The following is a 2790-nucleotide window of genomic DNA, read 5'->3' on the forward strand; positions in this document are numbered from 1 at the left end:
CGAGGAGGCGATCGAGGCCGGCCCCCGCATCCCCCTGCTCTCGCCCCATCCGGGCCAGGTGAAGGCCGAGCTCAACAGCCTGCCTGCCTCGGAGCTCGGCCTTCACCTGGCCCGGATGGGGCGAGAGCAGCAGGATGCGGGTGCCGACCTTGATCGCCTCCTCGATCGAGTGGGTGACGAACAGCACCGTGAACCGGGTGTCGTCCCACAGGCGCAGGAGCTCGTCCTGCATCTTGCGGCGGGTCAGCGCGTCGAGGGCCGCGAAGGGCTCGTCCATCAGCAGGATGTCGGGCTCCATCGCCATGCCGCGGGCGATGGCGACGCGCTGCTTCATGCCTCCCGACAGCATGTGGGGGAAGGAATCGGCGAACTTCGCCAGGCCCACCTTCTCGATGTAGGACATCGCCCGGTCCATGGCTTCCGCGCCGGTCGCGCGGCCGCTGGCGGTCAGCGCGAAGGCGACGTTCTGCTTGACCGTCTTCCAGGGCAGGAGCTGGTCGAATTCCTGGAAGACCATCATCCGGTCGGGGCCGGGCTCGGTGACTGTGCGGCCCTTCAGCTTGATCTCGCCCTCCACGGGGGTCATGTAGCCGCCGATCGCCTTGAGCAGGGTGGACTTGCCGCAGCCCGACGGCCCGAGAAGGATGTAGCGGTCGCCCGGCATCACCTCGAAATCGACCCGGTAGGTCGCGGTGACCAGATGATCGGTCGTCTTGTACTGGAGCGTGACGCCCTGGACCTGGAGCAGCGGCTCGGGAATGATGGTGGGACGTGCGTTCATGGCGGTGCCTCCCCGGCTCTTCGTCGCGATGCCCGGTTTCCTAGTGACGTGCACTTGGCCGGGCGTTGGAGCGTGGGGTAGGGTCCGAACCTGTCGCCAACCTGACAGATATCTCCACCGGCCCGGCAAAGAGGAACTTTCGTGCGCATCCTGCTCGTCGAGGACACGCGGGACGTCGGCGAGGCCATCGCATCGCGCCTGCGCGGGCTCGGCCACGCGGTCGACTGGGAGGTGGACGGGGAGGCCGGCGACGCGCTGCTCGCCGTCCAGGCCTACGACCTCGTGATCCTCGACGTGAACCTGCCGGGGCTCGATGGATTCGCCATCCTCAAGCGGCTGCGGGCGCGGCGCGGCCCGGTGCCGGTGCTCGTCCTCACGGCCCGCTCGGAGGTCGACGACCGGGTCGGCGCGCTCGATCTCGGCGCCGACGACTACCTGGTGAAGCCGTTCGACTTCCGCGAGCTGGAGGCCCGCGTCCGTGCCCTCCTGCGCCGCAACAGCGGACACGCCGACAACGCGCTCGCCCTCGGCAACCTGCGCCTCGACCGGGAGGCCCGCAGCGCCAGCGTGGCGGGCGAGGCCCTCGACCTGACGCGGCGGGAATGGACCCTGATCGAGATCCTGGCGGCGCGGCCGGGCCGGATCTTTCCCAAGGGTGAATTGCTGGAGCGGGTCTTCGCCCTCGAGGAGGAATCGAGCGAGAACGCCGTCGAGCAGATCGTGGCGCGGCTGCGCCGCAAGCTCGTCGCCGCCGGCGCCCAGGCGGAGATCCGCACCCTGCGGGGGCTCGGCTACCAGGTCGTCGGCCCGGAGGCATGATCCTGCGCGGCACCTCGCTGTTTGCCCGCCTCGTCGCGGTGCTGGCCCTGGTGCTCGCCGTCGGCGCCGGGCTGCTCCTCGTCGCCGCCTGGGCCTCGGCGCGGCTCGCCGCCGACGAGGCCTACGACCGGCTCCTCGTCGGCGCGGCGCTCCAGATCGCCGAGACCATCGCCAGCGACGGGCGCGAGATCTCGGTCGACCCGCCCTTCTCGGCCTTCGAAACGCTCGGCCTCAGTCCTCGCGACCGGATCTTCTACAAGGTGGTCGATCCGGCCGACCGCCTGCTCACCGGCGACGCCGACCTCGCGGTGCCGGTGGACCGGACCCGCCTCGCGGCGGGACCCGTGCTGCTCGACGCGGAGCATCGCGGCCAGGCGGTGCGGGCGGTGGTGGCCGGGCGCTACGTGCCGGACGTCGCCCAGGCGGGCTTCGCCGCCGTGGTGGTGGCCCAGACCCGCGAGGCGCGAGGCGGGCTCGCCCGGGCGCTCACCGTCAAGGCGAGCCTGATGGTGCTGGCGATGAGCGCGCTGGCGCTCGGCGCCGTGGCGGTGGCGGTGCGCGCCGCCCTGCGGCCGCTGCGCGCCATCGAGGGCGTGCTGGCGGCCCGCGGGCCCAACGATCTCCAGCCCCTCGGCCTCGCCGCCCCGCGGGAGATCCACCTCCTCGTCGCGTCGATCGACCATTTCATGGGCCGGCTGTCGGGCCATGTCGGCGTGATGAAGCGCTTCATCGCGGATGCCGCCCACCAGATCCGCACGCCGCTGACCGCGCTCGCCGCCCAGCTCGATCTCCTGTCGCGCGAGACCGACGAGGGGCGCCGGCGCGAACAGCTCGCCCGCATCCGCGTGCGCACCGCCGAGCTCGGCCACCTCACCAACCAGCTCCTCAACCACGCCATGGTGATCCACCGCGCCCGCTCCGTCGCCTTCGATCCCGTCGACGTGGCGGGTCTCGCCCGGCGCACCCTGATCGAGGCGGTGCAGCAGCAGACCGGGGACCGGGCGGTCGATGTCGGCTACGAGGGACCGGAGGAGGCCGTGACGATCCCGGGCGACGCCATCGCGCTGCGCGAGGCTGTGTCGAACCTGATCCACAACGCCTACAAGCACGGCGCCCGCCGTCGGCTCACCGTCCGGGTCGGGCGCGAGCGCGGCCGGGTGCTGCTGGCGGTGGAGGATGACGGGCCCGGC

The 2790-nt window shown here is 72.0% G+C and carries 3 protein-coding genes; 2 read left to right on the plus strand and 1 reads right to left on the minus strand.

Annotated elements, in window-relative coordinates:
* Positions 1-781, minus strand: a 781-nt coding sequence (locus QR78_RS30190) for an ABC transporter ATP-binding protein (RefSeq protein WP_048431324.1), incomplete at its 3' end; no start/stop codon positions are given.
* Positions 782-922: 141 nt separating this feature from the next.
* Between QR78_RS30190 and QR78_RS30195 the strand changes: the two genes are divergently transcribed.
* Positions 923-1600, plus strand: coding sequence for a response regulator transcription factor (locus QR78_RS30195; protein WP_048431325.1), 678 nt, complete (start codon positions 923-925; stop codon positions 1598-1600).
* The coding region (locus tag QR78_RS30200) for a sensor histidine kinase (RefSeq protein ID WP_048431326.1) at positions 1597-2790 on the plus strand (1194 nt) is incomplete at its 3' end. The genes QR78_RS30195 and QR78_RS30200, both read left to right, overlap by 4 nt.

It is taken from the genome of Methylobacterium indicum, from assembly GCF_001043895.1.
GTDB lineage: Bacteria > Pseudomonadota > Alphaproteobacteria > Rhizobiales > Beijerinckiaceae > Methylobacterium > Methylobacterium indicum.